Raw genomic sequence first — 18,164 nt, 5'->3', positions numbered from 1 at the left:
TAACTACCCTAATTCCTTAATCAACTTTTTATAGGCATACACGCCCCTGCTACGCGGAAACGCAACGGATGCTGGTGACTGTGCTTGGCTTGCGTCTCTAAAACGCGTATCTACAGGAATGTGGCCATCCCATGTTTGATCACCGTAATCTTCTTTTAATTTATCGTACGCATCCATGGCAGCTTTAATTCGCTTATCAAACATTGTAGGAATAATAGTAGTGTTAAATTCTTTACTCAAAGATGTACCCATTATCTCTAGGGTGTGCATCATCCTGTCCAACCCTTTAAGTGCAAGAAACTCGGTTTGTACGGGTACAAGAACACGCTCACACGCTGCGAGTGCATTGACCATCAACACGCCCAATACTGGCGGACAGTCCATCAGTACATAGTCAAACTCATTTTCAATCAGCTTAAGGGCTTTTTTGATAATTAAGCCCATCCCATTTTGCGTTCCCAGAGTTCTGTCCAATGTGGCCAAATTCATGGTCGCTGGCAAAACAAAAAGGCTGTCTAATTTCGTGGGACACAAGCAGTCCATAGTTACGTCTGAGGTTAAGGTTCCTTTGTGAATAAACAGGTCGTATACGGAGGACGAGAGTTCTTCTGAATCTATTCCAAAGTAATAACTCAAAGACGCATGCGGGTCGACGTCAATTAACAAAACACGATGCCCCTGTTGTGCCAGTAGGCCTCCAAGGGTCACCGTCGTTGTCGTTTTCCCTACTCCACCTTTCTGATTAGCCACCGTCCAGATTTTCATTGTACTAACAACCCAATTCAGTACGCAGGCACTGTGCGATATTGCTCAGGCTAATACTGTGTGAAGAGATTCCTTTTGACGCCACTGCCTGTGGCATACCATAGACTACAGATGTGGCCTGATCCTGGGCCCATATTGTTGCGCCAGCAGCTTTTAGTTTTTCACTGCCCAGCATACCGTCAGACCCCATTCCTGTAAGAATAACGCCGAGCACTTCACCACCATACGTCTGCTCTAAACTGGTAAAGGTAATATCGACACTGGGTTTGTATGCAGAGATTTCGTTATTCAGCGCATCCCTTATTACAAGACTGGAGCTGGTACCTTTGCTCTGCACAACACACTGTTTACCACCAGGGGCAATATAGGCTACACCGGGTTTTAAAACATCACCACTGGCCGCATGTAGCACATCAATCTCACACTGACCATTTAACCGCTCAGCAAAGGCTTTAGTAAATGTACCCGGCATGTGCTGAATCACTAAAATGGGCAAAGGGAAGTGCTTTGGCAACCCTGAAAGTACTGTTTGCAAAGCAACAGGCCCACCCGTGGATGCACCAATAGCAACACAGCGATAAAACTTCCCGGAACGGGTGATGTCTGTGACAGAGACTTGTGCTGCAGTGTGTTTTTGGCCAGTGAGCACACTGCTGCTGCGCATAAATGTCTGCTTGGGAGGCTTTATTGAATCTCTGCTTGAACCGGAATTTCGGGGTGGAGCGGCTGGCGTGCTCGCTCGCATAAATGCCTTTCGGCGGGCTAATGTCCGAGCTTTAGTTCTCAGTACCTGGCCCGCTTCCTTGGTATTTTTAGCAATATCTTCAAATTTTTTAGGTAAGAAATCCAGCGCCCCAGCTTCTAGGGCATCTAAAGTGGCTTGCGCCCCAGCATGCGTCAGCGATGAAAACATCAAAATGGGCACGGGTGTGGTTTTCATGATGGACTTAACAGCTGAAATACCGTCCATAACTGGCATTTCAACGTCCATAGTCACTACATCTGGGGAGAGCTCCTTTATCAGGCGAATAGCTTCCTGCCCGTCTTTAGCTTCCCCGACAACGTGCAGTTCACGATCCTCCTCAAGGATCATTCTTAAGCGACGGCGGTAAAAGGTCGAGTCATCTACCACCAAGACTTTAAACGCCATGAATACTCCAGGTTGTTGTTATTTTAATGCCTTTTTCGCATAGCGTTTAAGTAAGCTTGGGATATCGAGTATAAGAGCGATACCACCGTCCGAGGTAATCGTTGCACCCGCCATGCCGGGCGTGCCTTGTAACAAAGCATCGAGAGGTTTAATGACCACCTCTTCTTGGCCTATTAGTGAGTCCACAACAAAGCCCACCTGTTGTGTCCCTATTTGTACAACAACAACATGCCCCTTGTTTTTTTCAATAGGCTTAGTTTTGTTTCTGATCAACCATTCACCCAAGAAAAATAGAGGAATAGCTTTTGATCGAACTATCATAGTTAGCTGACCATCAACAGTATTGGTTTTACTAGTATCTACGTTGATAATCTCGTTAACTGCACCGAGCGGTAAAGCAAAGGTTTGCTCGCCCACAACAATCATCAAGGTTGGCAGAATGGCAAGCGTTAAGGGCACTTTTATATCAAGTCGAGTCCCCTTACCCAGCTGAGAGTCAATATTGACGCTACCGTTGAGCTGGTTAATTTTTGTCTTAACCACGTCCATGCCGACACCGCGGCCGGATATATCACTGATCTCTGTTTTGGTTGAGAAACCGGGTGCAAATATCAAATTAAACGCTTCAACATCTGACATTCTTGCCGCTGCGTCTGCGTCCAATACACCGCGATCAATTGCAATTTGCTTCAATTTTTCGGCGTCCATACCTTTACCATCATCTTCAATGGTTAAAAGAATATGATCACCTTCTTGAGAGGCACCCAAGGTTACTGTTCCCATCCGCGGCTTACCAGCGGCCTGTCGTTCATCTGGCATTTCAATGCCGTGGTCAACAGAGTTTCTAACCAAGTGAACGAGCGGATCAGCAAGTGCTTCAACCAAGTTCTTATCGAGATCGGTTTCTTCACCGTGAAGCTCAAGGGTAATTTCTTTCTTGAGCGATCGGGCAAGGTCTCTGACCACGCGAGGGAAACGGCCAAATACTTTCTTAATTGGCTGCATGCGGGTTTTCATAACCGCGCCCTGCAAGTCACCGGTAACCACATCCAGATTAGCGATAGCTTTTGACATGGCCTCGTCGTTAGTATTTATGCCTAAACTGAGTAGTCTGTTACGCACCAATACCAGCTCACCCACCATATTCATAATTTGGTCAAGTCGCTTAGTGTCAACCCTGACTGTAGTTTCAGCCGGCGGTGCTGCAGGCGCGGGCTTTTTAGCAGCAGATGCAGCAGGCTTACTTTCTGGCTTACTTGCTGCAGTTGCTGCCGCAGCAGGTTTATTTGTAGCAGGTTCAGACTGAGGTGCGGCTTTTGGCTCTGCTTTTGACTCAACTTTAGGCGTCTCTTTAGGCGGCTCTGGGGACTTTACAGGCGCTTTTTCAGGAGTATCTACTGTCGGACCTTTGCCCGAACCGTGCAGCTCATCAAGCAAAGCTTCAAATTCATCATCCGTTATTTCTTCGTCGTTGCTTTCAGCCGATTCACTCGCCCCACTATCAGAGGAAGAGGCTGTGGCGCTAGATTCTTCCGATGCCACGAATTTACCCTTGCCGTGTAATTCGTCTAACAACGCTTCAAATTCATCATCGGTAATGTCTTCTGAATCACTGGAAGCGCTGCTATTTTCAGCTGGTTGTGAGTCTGTTGCAGTTGAATTTGGTGCAGCCCCAGGGCCTGTGCCCTTTCCATGCAGATCGTCGAGTAGGGCTTCAAACTCGTCCTCTGTAATTTCGTCGATGTTGCCGCCTTCTGCGGACACAGTCGCAGTTTGAGGCTGTACCTCTGCCGGAGCCTCTTCTTCTACAAATGCAATTTCATCTTCTTCAGGTGCTGTAACTGATTCTCCATGATTTGTACTGTCATCAGCACCAGGAAAAATATTTTCGCCTGGTTTCTCTGGCTGACTCAGTTTGTGGAGTACGTCAACAAGGGTGGCGTCAGCAGCTTCAAGGGGGTCACGGGCTTTGACCCGTTCAAACATCTCAACAACCACATCAGTGGCTTGTAAAATGACATCCATCAATTCTGGTGTGAGGGAACGCTGTCCGTTGCGCATGACATCAAATACATTTTCCGCGCCGTGACAAATTTCAACCAGTTCAGTTAGTGATAAGAAGCCCGCCCCACCTTTAACAGTGTGGTAGCCACGAAAGATTGCATTGAGTAAGTCAGCATCTTCTGGATTGTTTTCCAAATCAACTAACTGCTCCTGAAGCTGCTCTAATATTTCGCCAGCTTCAACCAGGAAGTCCTGGAGTATATCCTCGTCAACATCGAACGACATGTGCCCGTTCTCCTAAAACCCTAAGCTCGACAGTAGGTCATCAACATCATCTTGACCGCTGACAACGTCATCGCGTTTATCTGCGTCGATAATTGGCCCTTCGGCCTCCTCTTTATCGACAGGCTTTTTCTTTTTCTGAGTTTTCACAGCATCTGGTTCACCAAACATCGTCAGCATATTTACCAGGCTGTCCTCAACTTCTTTTACCAACTCTATGACACGGCGGATTACCTGACCGGTCAAATCCTGATAGCCTTGGGCCATTAGCACCTCAGTCATCAAGCCCATCAATTTATTTGAATCTTCAGATGCGCCCTGAAGTAATTCATCTAAATCATGGCAGAGAGATTTGAATTCACCCAACTGAATTTGCCTAGACATAAGCTTTTTCCAGTCTGGCTGAATGGCTTCAATCTTTTCTGACAGCCGCTCAGCGATAGGCATGCTTGCCTCAACCGCATCCATTGTAGTATTAGCCGCTTTTTCAGTTTCTTCCATTACATATGTAAGTCTGCTTTGCGCATCGGGAATATCTTCCGAGGCCAAATCGGCAATACGGTCATCGAGTTGAAAGTTATTTAATGAGTCGTGCAGCTGCCGCGTTAACTTGCCTACTTCAGCGAAAAGCTCAATAGACTCTTTCATTGAAATAGCCTCTAACATAGCGTTTGCAGACGCATTGTCACCGGCCTCAAGGTACGCCACTAGCTGCTTGGCTTCATCGAGTGTAATAGGTACGTTGTCTTTTTCAGTCATCCAGCCGCTCCTTATAGTATGTAGAGTGCTGGGTTAACCTAACCGCTCAAAGATTTTATCGAGTTTTTCCTTCAGTGTTGCAGCAGTAAACGGCTTAACCACATAGCCATTCACACCAGCTTGGGCAGCGGCAACGATTTGCTCCTTTTTGGCCTCAGCGGTTACCATCAATACAGGTAAATGCTTGAGCTTATCGTCGGCACGAATGGCTCTGAGCAAGTCGATCCCTTGCATACCTGGCATATTCCAGTCCGTAACGACAAAGTCGAAATCACCTTGCTGTAACATAGGAAGCGCTGTGCTGCCATCATCTGCTTCTTGAATATTCGAGAATCCAAGGTCCTTAAGCAAATTCTTAATGATTCGTCTCATTGTTGAAAAGTCGTCAACAACGAGAATTTTCATGTTTTTATCCAAAATCGCCTCCGATGAGGTAAATAATTATTATCTAATTGTTTTTAATTTACTTTAATCGTTTTTTTGCCACGACTGCATGCGAGATTTCAATTTGAGCATGGCCTGGCTGTGTATCTGGCTTACTCTTGACTCACTGACTTCCAACACTTCTCCGATTTCGCGAAGATTCAGTTCTTCATCATAGTACAACGATAGCACAATCGCCTCGCGTTCGGGCAATGTTGTAATCGCCTGAGCTAACGCTTTTTGAAACGCGCCTTGCATAAGATCTTCTAACGGTGCATCGGTGCCCCTTTCGGCATCGGTCGTAATAACGTCCTCAGAGACGCCAAGATCTTCAATGCCAACGAGTTTACCCACGTTTACATCGTTCAACATTTGGTGATAATCGTTAAGGCTTACATTAAGTTTAGCAGCAATTTCTGCGTCCCTAGCGTCTCGCCCTGTTTCTCGCTCTACTTCGGCAATGGCTTCAGTTATCGCACGACTGTTTTTATGCACCGAGCGCGGCGTCCAGTCGCCCTTTCGAATTTCATCGAGCATGGCACCGCGAATGCGAATGCCGGCAAAGGTTTCGAAACTCGCGCCTTTTGAACCATCAAAATTCCGTGCAGCTTCCAGTAGCCCTATCATGCCGGCTTGGATTAGATCGTCGACTAAAACACTGGCAGGCAGACGCGCCATCAGGTGATGTGCAATCCTTTTCACCAATGGTGCGTGTTGCTCTACTAATTGTGTTTTATCTGCCTGCTGCTGATAAGCAGCTGCTTTTCCTGCCACTACTGGTTTCCTACAGCTTTGCTCGACGCAAGTTGTTCAAGAAAAAACTCTAAATGTCCACCTGGTTGAGAGGGAATTGGCCATCGCAATGCCTGTGTTGCAAGTTGCGTAATAGCAACAGCAGCAGGCGATGCGGGGTAAGCATCAACAATAGCCGTTTGTTTGCGCACAGATTTTCGAATGTTCTCATCAAACGGAATGGTTGCAACCAGTTCAAGAGCAACATCTAAAAATCGCCCTGTCACTTTTGACAACTTACTGAACAATTCTCTGCCTTCGCGCAAGTCTCTCACCATATTAGCCACAACCTTGAAACGGAATACGCCGTGTTCTCTGTTTAACAGCTTTATCAATGCGTACGCATCTGTCAATGATGTGGGTTCATCACATACCACTACCATAATATCCTGAGAGGCTTTGGAAAAGCTCAGAACCATGTCAGAGATCCCTGCTGCAGTATCCACAATGAGGACGTCGATTTCTGAACGCAGTTCACTAAATGCGCGGATCAACCCTGCATGCTCTGTGGGCGTAAGTTCGGTCATGGCTTGCGTTCCTGATGTTGCGGGTGCAATTTTAATACCATGGGGACCGGTTACAAGCACCTCATCAAGCGTACATTCACCACTGAGAACATGTGACAAATTTCGCTCTACGCGCAGGCCCAGCATCACGTCAACATTAGCCAAGCCTAAATCAGCATCGAGTACCATCACTCGCTTGCCTTGCTTTGCCATAGCAATAGCGGTATTCAGTGTGATGTTGGTTTTACCAACTCCCCCTTTACCGCCGGTCACAGCAATGACCTTAATTAATCGTGATTGATTCATATTTCGTAAGCTGCTCGCCTGGTCAACAATCATACTGCTTGTGTTGTTGTAATAGGATTATGGTTATTAGTATGAGACAAACCATACTTTTTATAAAGCTTTGCAGCAATAGTTACTAAAGATTTTGCATCAGCTGGCTTTATATCTTCAGGAACCTGTTGTCCATCGGTAACAAAACTCAAAGGAAGTTGCTGCTCAATGGCTACGCTCAACGCTTCACCTAAACTATAGCACTCATCCAGCTTAGTCAGTACACACCCATCCATATTTAGTCCTTTATAGGCTTCCAAGCAACGTTCTAGCGCTGGGTATTGTGTATTTGCTTGCAGTACCAAATAACGTTTTACCGACATAGTTGGGTTGTTAAACTGTTCTAACTGTGAAATAAGTCGACTGTCTCTTTGGCTAAACCCTGCCGTATCTATAAAAATCATTCGTTTGTGGCGTAACTGAAAAAGCAGATCAGCTAAAGCCTGAGCATTTTGCGCCTGTCTCACAATGCAGCCAATGATTTTTCCATAGGTCTGTAATTGCTCAAAGGCACCTATTCTGTAGGTATCCACAGTAACAAGGGCCACAGAATCGGGACCGTATTTTTGCGCATAACGGGCCGCTAATTTCGCAATTGTTGTGGTTTTACCCGTTCCCGTAGGTCCAACAAAAGCAGCCGCGCCAGTTTGTGACAGTAGTTGATTACCGTGTAACGACAAGCGATTTACCATAAGTTGTAACACATAGCGCCAAGATTCACGTTCATTAGCATCACTTGGCACAAAGTCTGCCAGTTGATTTGCTAGTGTATAACTCAACCCCATTCCAACCAACTGCTTGCTAATGAAAGCATGCATTGGCTTTTGACGTTGACGTTTTGCGTCCATTAAATCGGCTACCTGATGCTGAAGCATGTGCCTCAATGAAGCCAATTCCTCTTTGATGGGTTCAAGATCTTGGGCCGTGCGTGGTGCGTCATTGGTTGGTGTTTCTGGTTTATTGACCTGCGAAACATGCGGGGGCTGCACAATATCGGGATTTTGCTTTGGTGGCACATTGGACGCATCTGTTGGCGTTACCTTTGCGGATTTGGCCTCAGCTTGTTTCTTTTTTTGTATTTCAAGCAATGCTTTAAGGCTATCTGGGCCGCTCTCACCGATTATGTCACTCAAACTCGGCATTGTTTTTGTTGATGTTGCCGCGGGCTTAAACTGCGGCGCGGGTTCTTTATCAAATGCCGCGACAAGCTCAACACCGTCAGCAACCTTGCGATTAGACATAATAACAGCCTCTTCACCAAGCTCTTCTTTTACGAGACGTAATGCTTCTCGCATGTCTTTACCAAAAAAACGACGGATTTTCATAACCTATTACCTATTGACCAATAGCACTGACTATTTTTATTTGTTTATCTTCGGGCATTTCCTGATATGACAGAACATGCAACCCGGCAACGGCACTTTTCAGGAAGCGAGACAATACCGGCCTCAGCATCCCAGAAGTCAGTAACACGGCAGGTTCACCTGCCAGCTCTTGTTGCTGACTAACCTCCTGTAGAGAGTGCTGTAATCGCTCAGCCAATCCAGGTTCGATACCCGCACCACTTTCTCCACCGGCCTGAAGTGACTGATGCAACATCTGTTCCAGCTCTGGCGCCAATGTAATAACGGGTATTTCCTGAGCGCCCTGACTGACTTCCTGAACAATCAGGCGTTTGAGTGCAATTCGTGTGGCTGAGACTAGAACGTCAGGATCTTGACTCTTAGGCCCGTATTCAGACAACGTTTGCACAATAGAACGCATGTCCCTAACGGGTACGCCCTCAAACAGCAATGTTTGCAATACTTTTACGACGGTACTCAAAGGCAATATGTCGGGCACTAACCCTTCAACCAATTTGGGTTGACTCTTAGCAAGCATGTCGAGTAGTTGCTGAGCTTCCTCATGACCCAATAGCTGATAAGCATTGTTGGTCAATAGTTGACTTAGATGTGTAGCGACTACGGTAGCAGCGTCTACAACGGTATAGCCCAGTGTTTGCGCATGTTCACGTTGGGTCGGTTTAATCCACACAGCATCCAGGCCAAACGCAGGATCTTTCGTTGCTCGCCCCTCCAGTTTACCGAACACCTGCCCGGGGTTTATCGCCAGTTCCTCGTCATGACTTATCTGGGCATCACCCACAGTCACCCCCAACATAGAGATGGTATAGGCGTTGGGGTCTAAGTCTAAATTGTCGCGGATATGGACGGGTGGCACCAAAAAACCCAAGTCTTGCGAAAGCTTCTTGCGCACGCCTTTTATGCGAGTAAGTAATTCGCCTCCTTGCGCTTTATCTACGAGTGGGATAAGCCGATAACCGACTTCCAGACCAATAGTGTCAACCGGCTGCACATCATCCCAGCCCAACTCTTTGACTTCAGGTGGCGCCACTTTTTCAGTGTCTATTACATCCGGTTTACTGGCTTGCTCTTTTTCTTGTTTTTGGCGGTAGGTTTGATAGTAAGCGACACTGGCAATAAACACTGCAAACGTTAAAAAAGCAAAATGTGGCATACCAGGAACAATACCCATGACAAATAAAATACCTGCAGCCACATACAACGCTTGTTGGTTACCCAACTGAGAGCGTATTTCGCTACCCATTTCCTGAGTTTCATTTTCACGAGTAACGATAATCGCTGTCGCTACAGACAATAACAGTGATGGGATCTGAGCCACTAAACCATCACCAATCGTCAAAATGGTATAGACCTCTATGGCCTGTCCGAATGCAAGATCATGCTGGATTATGCCAATAAACAGACCGCCAACTATGTTGATAAGCATAATAAAAAGGCCGGCAATGGCATCACCTTTCACAAATTTTGATGCACCGTCCATAGAGCCATAGAAGTCGGCTTCTGTGGTTATATCTTCGCGTCGCTTGCGCGCTTCTTCCTGGTCGATATACCCGGCATTTAGGTCAGCATCGATTGCCATTTGTTTACCTGGCATGGCATCAAGAGTAAACCTGGCACTTACTTCTGAGATGCGGCCTGCACCCGCAGTAACGACTTTAAAATTAATGATAAGCAAAATCGCAAATACGACCACACCTACGGCATAGTTGCCACCTATCACGACTTCACCGAAGGCCTGTATGACTTTACCTGCGGCGTCTTCACCTTCGTGCCCATAGAGCAGAACAACCCTCGTCGAGGCCACGTTGAGTGCTAGTCGAAGTACGGTGGCGATCAAGAGAACTAAAGGGAAAATACCAAAATCAACCGGGCGTTGTGTAAACACCGCCACCAAGATGATCACCAGAGAAAGCGCAATGTTGAAGCTAAACAAGACGTCCAGAAGAAAGGGCGGCATGGGGAGAATAACCATGCCCATCAATGCCAGTAAGATGAGTGGCGCACCTAAACCGCCAGAAAACTGTTGCACCTGGGTCTTATCGAAGCGCTGAAAAACGGCTGGTAACTGCAATGAATACCTCTCTTTATTCAAACGGAATCAAAACTTTGACGCTTGTCTTCCTGTAAAGAGATTAATTTCAACAACTGTGCCAAGTTTTAAATTTCTTTTAAACAGATGAACGCAGCAATGTGATTCAGTAAAAAAAGGGGTAAACAAATTACCCCCCCTCAGGCATGGGTCATGGTGTGGTTTATTTATTCTTCTCACTCCTTACTGCATACTTACTTTGAACGTCATATGCAGTACATTACCGCCTTAGCTCTGGCGGTATTGGCAGATTTTTTGATAGTGGTTTAGGTCGTTCACCTTTGCCTTTTTTATAACGTTTTAAGGCAAAGACATAAGCAAGCACTTGTGCTACCGCCATAAACAAACCGTGAGGGATTTGTTCGTCAACTTCTGTGGAATAATAGATTGCCCTTGCCAACATGGGTGATGGAATCAGTGGTACCTCATGGGCCGTTGCAATTTTACGAATGTGCATCGCAAGCTCATCTGCACCTTTTGCAACACAGATTGGGGCTAGGTTGCCATTTTCTGCGTATTTTAATGCTACTGAAAAGTGTGTGGGGTTAGTCACTACGACATCAGCCTCAGGCACAGCTTGCATCATTCGATTTGCAGCGGCTTGATATTGAAGACGCCGAATACGGCCCTTAACCTGAGGGTCGCCATCTGCGTTTTTACGTTCATCCTTGACCTCTTGTTTGGTCATTTTCATTTCTTTATTGTGTTTATACACTTGAAATGGCACATCAATGATAGCAATTGGGATCATGCCTAGACACATGAGTAAAAATGCCCATTCAATCATCTCAAGCGCATGAAATAAGTTAGCGGGGTATATCTCCAAGTCTAAGTGCAACGCTTCATCGCGATACATATACAAAGCCGCCAATGCCATTCCGCCAATAACAATAAACTTCCCAATGGCTTTTAACAGTTCAACCATGCCCTCCACACCAAACATACGCTTAAAGCCTTGTACTGGGTTCATCTTCGACCACTTGGGTGATGCTGACTCCCAGGTGAAGTTATACCCGCCCAATGCAATAGAACCGTATATGCCGCCAACCATGCATACCAGCATAAACAGCAGAACAGGTGCTTCTACAGCTTGAATCACGTCAGCAATAGCCTGAAACATATGAAAAGGGTCATAGGTTTCGTCTCTGGATAAAGAAAACATGCGTTGTGTGGTGTAAAAAAGGCTCTCAGCGATCCACCCGCCAAATATTAAAATGGCCAAGGCCCCACCAATGAGAACCAATGTAGTAGATAGCTCTTTTGAGCGGGCAAGCTGCCCCTTTTTTCGGGCATCTTCCAGCTTTTTGGACGTGGGTTCTTCTGTTTTTTCGTATGACTCTGCCATTTTCTGTTCCTAGGGAGAGGGGCAAATAACCAAAAGTTCGCACATAAATTCTTGTGCCTTCCCCCACTGAAGTTCAAAATGTGAAGTAAAGTTTCCTAGTGTTATCCATATAATAATAAGTCCCATAATTTGCGATATTGAAAACCCAATGCTGAAGATATTTAGTTGCGGTGAAGCTTTAGTCATGACACCAAACGCCAGATTTACAATCAACAAAGACACAATAGGCGCGAGAGAAAGGGTCACCGCAGACACAAACATCCATGAGGCCCAGTGGGCAATATCTTTCATATTTTCAGCCGTAAGAAAAGCTTCGCCAATAGGAAAGGCATCAAAGCTGATCACTATCATTTGGATCATGGCAAGGTGGCCGTCTAAGGACCAAAAAAGCAAGGTTGCCAATATCAAATAAAACTGGCCTACGGCGGGGACGTTGATACCATTCACTGGGTCAACAATGCTGGCAAAACCCAATCCAGTCTGCATCGCGACTATTTGACCGGCTAGCACAAAAGTATTAAGAACCATCATGGAAATAAAGCCAATAGCAATACCGATAAGTAATTGCTGAATACAAAGCAAAAAGGTTTTCGCACTCACCAGCTCAGCAACTGGCACGGGAGGAATAAGCGGCATGATCATAAAAGCTAATATTATGCCGAGAAGCCCTCTTACAACTGGCGGTATAGACTTTGCGCTAAGCCCAATCATGGCAGCAAATAGCCCAGAGATACGCATAAAAGGCAGCATTAAATCTGCCAAAAACTGCGTTATGCTATCTAAGGGAATAATCATAACTAGCCCGTTACCTGCGGGATAAGATCGACCATGTGATAAGTGAAATCCATTATCTTGGTCAGTAGCCAGTTTCCACCCCAGCTCAGCGCCAGCAGCGTAACAATCAGCCTTGGCAAAAAACTCATGGTCTGCTCATTGATTGATGTCGCAGCTTGGAACACAGCAACCACTAGTCCTACCACCAAACTCGGCAGAATGACCGCGGAGACCAGCAAAATCACCATAAACATTGATTCGCGCAAAATTTCAACAAACACTTCTGGTTGCATTGCTATGTCCCCATTCCAAAACTAGACGCCAATGTGCCAAAAATTAAGTTCCAGCCATCGACTAATACGAACAACATGAGCTTAAATGGTAAAGAGACAATCATAGGTGACAACATCATCATACCCATCGCCATCAGGATAGAAGCCACCACTAAATCAATAATCAAAAACGGAATAAACAGCATAAAGCCAATCTGAAAGGCAGTTTTCAATTCACTGGTCACAAAAGCTGGGATCAATATGGTTAAAGGCACCTCAGAAGGATCTGCGTAAACGCCCTCCTGCCCAGCAATTTGCACAAAGGTTTCCAAGTCTTTAACCCGAGTTTGCGAGAGCATGAACTCACGCATTGGTCCCTTGGCCTGTTCAAATGCTTCTATGGAGGTCATCTCTTCCTCAAGATACGGTTGCAGAGCTCGCTCATTCACCTCTTCAAAGACTGGTGCCATAATAAACATGGTAAGGAACAAGCTTACGCCTATCAGTATTTGGCTTGACGGAGACTGCTGAAGCCCAATGGCCTGACGAAGGATAGACAAAACTACGATGATGCGAGTAAAAGATGTCATCATCATGACGAATGCTGGGATCAGGCTCAGCGCTGTCATGATAAACAGCGCTTGCAAGGTCATGGAGTATTCTTGGCTTCCGTTGGGGTTTGTAGTGACAGTAACGGCAGAAATGCCCTGCTGGGCGTAACTGTCAGGAATAACGATGAGCAGTACAATAAATAGAAGAAGCTTAATCATGTTTCTTCTCCGGCTTTATTCTGGCAGCCATGGCTTCCACTAACTTATCTTTAAAGGTACCGTCAGCAGGCAACGAAGTAGGCTTTTGCGTCTCCAGAGGGGCTTTTAGCGTGGATAAGTGATTAATATTGTTAGGTGTGATGCCAATCAAATGTTGCTCATCACCTACCTGAAGCACCATGATGCGCTCCTTAGCCCCAGCCATCATGCTGGCGACCACCTTCATCTGGCCATTCCCCGAGGAAGTGACAGTAAACCGACGCATTAGGTAGGCAAGACCAAAAATAAGGGCTAAAACAACAAAAAGCGACAGAGAAATGGACAACAGGGTGCCAAAATCACTGACGCTTGTTGAGGGAGAGGCACTTTCCTGTGCGCTTACTCGAGTGGAGAAAAGGCTAAATAAGGAATAATATCCTATTGATTTTAAATAGGATTTATCTAAGTTTTTTGATTCTCTCGATTTGGCTAATAACATCTGTCAGGCGTATACCGAATTTGTCGTTGACTACTACTACTTCTCCATGAGCAATCAACGTGCCATTTACTAGCACATCAAGTGGTTCGCCCGCCACGCGGTCTAATTCTACAACCGAACCTTGGTTCAATTGCAGCAGATTTCGGATACTGATATGACTGCGCCCTACCTCCATAGAGATAGTCACAGGGATATCTAAAATCGTATCAAGTTTTTTCTTTTCTTCGCTGGTAATAGGCGCAGATTCACCAAACTCGTCGAGTTCAGCAACCTGAACATCGTCTCCATCGCTTGCGTTTTCGCCTGCTTGTTCATCAGCCTCTGCATCGGCCTGTTCGGCCATTGCTGCCGCCCAATCGTCTAAACCTTCTTCTTCACTCATAGGTTCCCCCTATTTACTACAAATCTTCTTCCAATACTTGCAGCTCAGCATCGTTGTCAATAATCCGACCATTTCGGGTCAGTAATTGCAATTCAGACTTCACTGAAGTTGGACGTGGAATTTTCTCAACAATCTGTAATGCCAAATTGTCCCGAGAGCGACCCATCTTCGCTCTGAACGTTGGTAAGCCTTCTATTAATACAGTGATATGTTCTGGGATTTCGACCGGGATCACATCACCGGCTTTGACGTCCATAAGTTCTTGCAAGCTCAGTTCAAAATCAAGCATATGGGTAGTCAACAACACATCCACATCCATAATTTCATCACGTAATGCTTTGCTCCAACGTAAATCAGTATCTTCTTTGTCACTTTGCACACCGGCATCGAGTAACTCACGAATGGGCTCAAGCATCGAATAGGGCAAAGAAACGTGGAAGTCACCACCACCACCATCCAGCTCGATGTGAAAGGAGCTAATCACCACCACTTCGGTCGGGCTTACAATGTTCGCCATGGCCGGATTAACTTCAGAATCCAGGTATTCAAATGACACATCCATCACGGGAGCCCAGGCTTCTTTGTAATCTTCAAAAATGATTTTGAGCAGCATTTGAATAATTCGACGTTCTGTTGGCGTAAACTCACGGCCTTCAATTTTAGCGTGATAGCGACCATCACCACCAAAAAAGTTATCGACCAGAATAAACACAAGCCTGGCTTCCATCGTGATCAAGCCAGTGCCCTTAAGTGGTCTGAAGCGAACCATATTTAAGCTAGTCGGAACAAAAAGCGTGTGGATATACTCGCCGAACTTGATCATCTGAATGCCATTAATTGACACTTCAGCAGAACGACGCATCATGTTGAATAAACTCACGCGCATATGTCGGGCAAAGCGTTCATTCACAATTTCAAGTGTAGGCATGCGTCCACGAACAATTCTGTCTTGCGACGAAAAATCGTATTCAAGCGCAGAAGAACTCGCTTCGGATTCGGAAACGTCTTCTTCTTCTACATCATCAACCCCGTGTAATAGGGCATCGATCTCGTCTTGTGAAAGTAAATCGCTCACGCAAATTCCTCGTTATTGCATCACAAAGCCGGTAAACAACACCTGCTCAACCACATCTTTGCCAGTAATTTCTTGCAACCGTCCACGGACCGCTGAAAGCGCATCCTCTCTTAAGGCCATCTTACCGGCTTCGGTGACCAAATCGTCAGCATTGCTCGCACTAAAAGTCTGTAACAGCGTGCCTTCAATTAGAGGAATGTGCGACTTGGCAGTCTCCTCGTTATCGGACCCTCTCACCATTAACTGAACCTTTATTTGCACGAGGCGATCTCTTCCGGTTCCTGGCACGTTGAAGACAAACGGCCTAGGCATGGCAACATATAATGCTGTACCCGTCGATGCAGATGCAGGTGCGGCTGACGCAGCGTCACCTTCACCACCCTGAGCGGCTTCAGTTGCTGTGCTTTCGACGGGCGTATCATCGCTGCTAAACAAGAAAAAGTAGGCCGCTGCCCCGCTCACTATAAGGACAACAACAGCAATGATGATGATCATCATTTTGCCTTTCTTTCCACCTTCTTCTATCTGTAACTCTTCTTCAGCCATTTATCGGGTCTCTACGTTTGTACATACTGCTTATTATGATTCAAGCAACGACGAACGACAATTAAACATACGCATCAATGTTGTAAACAGAAGGCCGATTGATGGGTTGTTCAACAACAGTCATCTCTTCCTCTTCAACACCAAAGTTTGCGGGGCTTCCGCCTGAACCGCCCTCATCACCCTCAAACTGCTGTTGTTGGTCTTGCTGCTCTACAAAAGACTCCCCTAGGTCAATACCTTGTTCAGCGAGCATGTCTCTCAATCGCGGGGTGGCATCCGCCAATACATCTCTGGCTTGTGCAGATTGCACAACAAAACTCACTGAGGCAGTGTCACCAGACATGTTAACTCGTATTTGCATACTACCGAGCTCAGGCGGATCTAGACGAATTTCAGCAGCGGTCGTTCGACTGTTGACCATCCAGCGAATCTTTTCTGCGACTTGCTTTTGCCCTTCCGGCTGATGCACTGGTACCGGCTTATCTATCTGTCCCTGTGTCGTTTGTGCGGCTTTTATCTGATCTGAAACCTGTGTGCTTCCCTCTGCGGTAAGACGCTCAGCAGCTGCAAAGAGTTGTTGTTCGCTGGTGCTAGAAGACTGTGGTCCTAGCACTGAGTGCAAGGGTTGAGGTGAAGAATCAGCCACTGCTTTTATTACATTCACCATTTGCTCTGCACGGCTCACCTGATGAGCAACGGCTTGCTGCTGCTCAGCGGTAAGGCTTAGCTCGCCTTTATCAATTGCCGCAGCAACAGCTTTCTTGAGACTGATACCTGGTTCTCTTCCCTCAGACTTCTGTGCAGTGAATTCTTTAATCATAGCAGCGAGTTCACCTGAGATAGCCTTAACCGCCGCTTTTTCTTGTGCCGCGTTATCTAAAACAGAAGCAACATGTTCTGCAAGTGGCATTATGACTTCATCACTAACGATAAGAGGCTCAACGTTGACTGGCTGAACCGTTTTGTCAGTTAATGCCTCAGTCTTAATTTCTTTCTCCGTATTATCGACAACAATAGGGAAGATAATGTGTCCACTGTCTTCTGCCACAACCTCTTCCGACGTAACCGCTTGATCCAACAATAAATCAGCAACATCCTTTTCACTGAGATCCGTCTCTCCTGCATCAGGGTCAGAACTCTGATCAACCGTGTTCAGTACCAGGCCTTGCAACAACAACGCATCAGCACCCTGGTTCATTTGCTCCTTGCTACCCTCTGTTTGCTCGGACTCTAGTAATTCCGCCACTTTATTTGACCAGGAAGCAATAATCACTTTTGACTCTTCACTTACCTGCTCTGCTGGCTGTTGGATAGCTTCAATAATGGCATCTTCAATGGGAATGTCGATCACAGCCTCGTCAGACTCAATAAATAAAACGGGCGCTGATTCTGTGTCTTCTGTCTTACTCTGAGCCTCTTGTTGTTCAATGTCACTGTCAAATGACACGTCATCTTGTGCAAGATCATTTATCTTTTTAGACTCAGGTGCCAATTGCTTGTCAATAGCTTCAACAAAGCTCACCCAATCAATATCTGCAACGTCATTGTTGCCAAGAATTTCGTCAATTTCTGCCTGGACTTGCTCATTTTCAGTCAGACTCTGGTCGGCTTTTTCAGTCTTATCGGAGACCTTAGTGGGTACCATGGGCGCTTCCTCAACATCGGGCTTTTGATTACTCATCTCTGCCTTATCGAGGGATACAACACCTTCATCTACCTCTTGTTCATACACGCGATTTTGCGATTGATTGTCAACAGGTTGCTTTGACGTTGCGGGCATGCTTTGCTCGTTCGCTTTGGGCTTAGCCGACGTCGCCGACTGCAACACGGATTGAAATGCTTGGCCTTCTGGCTGCGTTTCAACATTAATGTCTATGGGCAGTGCACCTGCGGCAATCTCTTTCTGCGATGTGGCAATTTGTTGCATAATTCCGCCTTCATTTTACGGCAAACAGGGCTACTGGCGCCGTGGTAACAAGAAACTGCTTTAGCTTCAGCAAAACTTGTTCCACTTTATTCTACGCATAGGAGAATTTTTCTTCTGATGTGAAT

The 18,164-nt window shown here is 46.1% G+C and carries 18 protein-coding genes; all 18 read right to left on the bottom strand.

Going from position 1 to position 18,164, the window contains the following annotated elements; genetic code table 11:
- Nucleotides 1-3: 3 nt before the first annotated feature.
- The gene (locus tag DRW07_RS17005; protein WP_124029150.1) at nucleotides 4-765 is read right to left on the bottom strand and encodes a ParA family protein; all 762 of its coding nucleotides are present in this window, start codon (nucleotides 763-765) and stop codon (nucleotides 4-6) included.
- A gap of 4 nt (nucleotides 766-769) precedes the next feature.
- Nucleotides 770-1,915 (bottom strand): protein-glutamate methylesterase/protein-glutamine glutaminase, encoded by a 1,146-nt coding sequence (locus DRW07_RS17000; protein WP_124029149.1) that lies wholly within the window; start codon nucleotides 1,913-1,915, stop codon nucleotides 770-772.
- 18 nt (nucleotides 1,916-1,933) lie between these two features.
- A complete protein-coding gene (locus tag DRW07_RS16995; RefSeq protein ID WP_124029148.1) occupies nucleotides 1,934-4,204 on the bottom strand; it encodes a chemotaxis protein CheA in 2,271 nt (756 codons plus the stop codon).
- 12 nt (nucleotides 4,205-4,216) lie between these two features.
- Nucleotides 4,217-4,960, bottom strand: coding sequence for a protein phosphatase CheZ (locus tag DRW07_RS16990; protein WP_124029147.1), 744 nt, complete (start codon nucleotides 4,958-4,960; stop codon nucleotides 4,217-4,219).
- A 33-nt stretch (nucleotides 4,961-4,993) separates the two neighbouring features.
- Nucleotides 4,994-5,377, bottom strand: a complete 384-nt coding sequence (cheY, locus tag DRW07_RS16985; protein WP_108567833.1) for a chemotaxis response regulator CheY — start codon at nucleotides 5,375-5,377, stop codon at nucleotides 4,994-4,996.
- Nucleotides 5,378-5,428: 51 nt separating this feature from the next.
- The gene (locus DRW07_RS16980) at nucleotides 5,429-6,157 is read right to left on the bottom strand and encodes an RNA polymerase sigma factor FliA (protein ID WP_124029146.1); all 729 of its coding nucleotides are present in this window, start codon (nucleotides 6,155-6,157) and stop codon (nucleotides 5,429-5,431) included.
- On the bottom strand, nucleotides 6,157-7,020 hold the full coding sequence (locus DRW07_RS16975) for a MinD/ParA family protein (RefSeq protein ID WP_124029145.1): 864 nt from the start codon (nucleotides 7,018-7,020) through the stop codon (nucleotides 6,157-6,159). Before DRW07_RS16975 ends, DRW07_RS16980 begins: the two co-directional genes overlap by 1 nt.
- Nucleotides 7,017-8,342: a flagellar biosynthesis GTPase FlhF gene (gene flhF, locus DRW07_RS16970; RefSeq protein WP_124029144.1), complete on the bottom strand. Its 1,326-nt coding sequence runs from the start codon at nucleotides 8,340-8,342 to the stop codon at nucleotides 7,017-7,019. Before flhF ends, DRW07_RS16975 begins: the two co-directional genes overlap by 4 nt.
- A gap of 10 nt (nucleotides 8,343-8,352) precedes the next feature.
- Nucleotides 8,353-10,452 (bottom strand): flagellar biosynthesis protein FlhA, encoded by a 2,100-nt coding sequence (flhA, locus tag DRW07_RS16965; protein ID WP_124029143.1) that lies wholly within the window; start codon nucleotides 10,450-10,452, stop codon nucleotides 8,353-8,355.
- 238 nt (nucleotides 10,453-10,690) lie between these two features.
- A complete protein-coding gene (flhB, locus tag DRW07_RS16960; RefSeq protein WP_124029142.1) occupies nucleotides 10,691-11,815 on the bottom strand; it encodes a flagellar biosynthesis protein FlhB in 1,125 nt (374 codons plus the stop codon).
- 9 nt (nucleotides 11,816-11,824) lie between these two features.
- Complete coding sequence (gene fliR, locus DRW07_RS16955) at nucleotides 11,825-12,610, bottom strand: flagellar biosynthetic protein FliR (RefSeq protein WP_124029141.1); 786 nt, start codon at nucleotides 12,608-12,610, stop codon at nucleotides 11,825-11,827.
- Between the two features lie 2 nt (nucleotides 12,611-12,612).
- Nucleotides 12,613-12,882, bottom strand: coding sequence for a flagellar biosynthesis protein FliQ (gene fliQ, locus DRW07_RS16950; protein WP_124029140.1), 270 nt, complete (start codon nucleotides 12,880-12,882; stop codon nucleotides 12,613-12,615).
- A 2-nt stretch (nucleotides 12,883-12,884) separates the two neighbouring features.
- Entirely contained in the window at nucleotides 12,885-13,631 is a 747-nt protein-coding gene (fliP, locus tag DRW07_RS16945; RefSeq protein WP_124029139.1) for a flagellar type III secretion system pore protein FliP, read from the bottom strand.
- On the bottom strand, nucleotides 13,624-13,956 hold the full coding sequence (gene fliO / locus DRW07_RS16940) for a flagellar biosynthetic protein FliO (protein ID WP_240630704.1): 333 nt from the start codon (nucleotides 13,954-13,956) through the stop codon (nucleotides 13,624-13,626). Before fliO ends, fliP begins: the two co-directional genes overlap by 8 nt.
- A 112-nt stretch (nucleotides 13,957-14,068) precedes the next feature.
- Entirely contained in the window at nucleotides 14,069-14,491 is a 423-nt protein-coding gene (gene fliN / locus DRW07_RS16935) for a flagellar motor switch protein FliN (RefSeq protein ID WP_124029137.1), read from the bottom strand.
- A 16-nt stretch (nucleotides 14,492-14,507) separates the two neighbouring features.
- Entirely contained in the window at nucleotides 14,508-15,566 is a 1,059-nt protein-coding gene (gene fliM / locus DRW07_RS16930; RefSeq protein WP_124029136.1) for a flagellar motor switch protein FliM, read from the bottom strand.
- 12 nt (nucleotides 15,567-15,578) lie between these two features.
- Nucleotides 15,579-16,112: a flagellar basal body-associated protein FliL gene (fliL, locus tag DRW07_RS16925; RefSeq protein WP_124029135.1), complete on the bottom strand. Its 534-nt coding sequence runs from the start codon at nucleotides 16,110-16,112 to the stop codon at nucleotides 15,579-15,581.
- 61 nt (nucleotides 16,113-16,173) lie between these two features.
- Nucleotides 16,174-18,039: a flagellar hook-length control protein FliK gene (locus DRW07_RS16920; protein ID WP_124029134.1), complete on the bottom strand. Its 1,866-nt coding sequence runs from the start codon at nucleotides 18,037-18,039 to the stop codon at nucleotides 16,174-16,176.
- Between the last annotated feature and the right edge of the window lie 125 nt (nucleotides 18,040-18,164).

It is taken from the genome of Paralteromonas sediminis (assembly GCF_003820355.1).
Lineage (GTDB): Bacteria > Pseudomonadota > Gammaproteobacteria > Enterobacterales > Alteromonadaceae > Alteromonas_F > Alteromonas_F sediminis.
Note: the sequence above shows the minus strand (reverse complement) of the source record. Positions and strands in the feature narration are given on the sequence as shown.

Bases quoted from the DNA above. Each gene is read 5' to 3' on its own strand.
- DRW07_RS16990 (WP_124029147.1), bottom strand. From the start codon at position 4,960: ATGACTGAAAAAGACAACGTACCTATTACACTCGATGAAGCCAAGCAG.
- fliQ (WP_124029140.1), bottom strand. From the start codon at position 12,882: ATGCAACCAGAAGTGTTTGTTGAAATTTTGCGCGAATCAATGTTTATG.
- flhF (WP_124029144.1), bottom strand. From the start codon at position 8,342: ATGAAAATCCGTCGTTTTTTTGGTAAAGACATGCGAGAAGCATTACGT.
- fliP (WP_124029139.1), bottom strand. From the start codon at position 13,631: ATGATTAAGCTTCTTCTATTTATTGTACTGCTCATCGTTATTCCTGAC.
- flhB (WP_124029142.1), bottom strand. From the start codon at position 11,815: ATGGCAGAGTCATACGAAAAAACAGAAGAACCCACGTCCAAAAAGCTG.
- DRW07_RS16975 (WP_124029145.1), bottom strand. From the start codon at position 7,020: ATGATTGTTGACCAGGCGAGCAGCTTACGAAATATGAATCAATCACGA.
- DRW07_RS16995 (WP_124029148.1), bottom strand. From the start codon at position 4,204: ATGTCGTTCGATGTTGACGAGGATATACTCCAGGACTTCCTGGTTGAA.
- fliR (WP_124029141.1), bottom strand. From the start codon at position 12,610: ATGATTATTCCCTTAGATAGCATAACGCAGTTTTTGGCAGATTTAATG.
- DRW07_RS17005 (WP_124029150.1), bottom strand. From the start codon at position 765: ATGAAAATCTGGACGGTGGCTAATCAGAAAGGTGGAGTAGGGAAAACG.
- DRW07_RS17000 (WP_124029149.1), bottom strand. From the start codon at position 1,915: ATGGCGTTTAAAGTCTTGGTGGTAGATGACTCGACCTTTTACCGCCGT.
- fliL (WP_124029135.1), bottom strand. From the start codon at position 16,112: ATGGCTGAAGAAGAGTTACAGATAGAAGAAGGTGGAAAGAAAGGCAAA.
- DRW07_RS16920 (WP_124029134.1), bottom strand. From the start codon at position 18,039: ATGCAACAAATTGCCACATCGCAGAAAGAGATTGCCGCAGGTGCACTG.
- fliN (WP_124029137.1), bottom strand. From the start codon at position 14,491: ATGAGTGAAGAAGAAGGTTTAGACGATTGGGCGGCAGCAATGGCCGAA.